We start from the raw sequence: 328 nt of genomic DNA, 5'->3' as shown, positions 1-328 counted from the left end.
CATAACTCGGTGACGCTGGGCGGCTCGGGTTCGACCACGCCGGTGGCGCTGCACAAGGTGGCCAATGGTCTGCTGAGCGCAACGAGCACCGATGCGGTGAACGGTTCGCAGCTGAACGCGACGAACACGAACGTCACGACGCTGCAAGGGCAAATGACGACGGTGCAAGGTAACATCACGACGCTGCAAGGCAACGTCACGACCTTGCAAGGCCAGATGGCCAACGCCGTGATGTACGACTCGTCGGCACATAACTCGGTGACGCTGGGCGGCTCGGGTGCAAGCGCGGTGGCGCTGCACAACGTGGCGAATGGTCTGCTAAGCGCAA

The 328-nt window shown here is 62.5% G+C and carries 1 pseudogene; it reads left to right on the top strand.

Features of this window, described 5'->3' with window-relative positions:
- Positions 1-328, top strand: a pseudogene (locus U5805_RS31680) (hypothetical protein); the annotation flags it as partial.

The sequence above is a fragment of the Paraburkholderia sp. J41 genome, assembly GCF_905220235.1.
Taxonomy (GTDB): domain Bacteria; phylum Pseudomonadota; class Gammaproteobacteria; order Burkholderiales; family Burkholderiaceae; genus Paraburkholderia.
The sequence above is the reverse complement of the archived record's forward strand: the minus strand, read 5'-3'. Positions and strand labels throughout refer to the sequence as shown.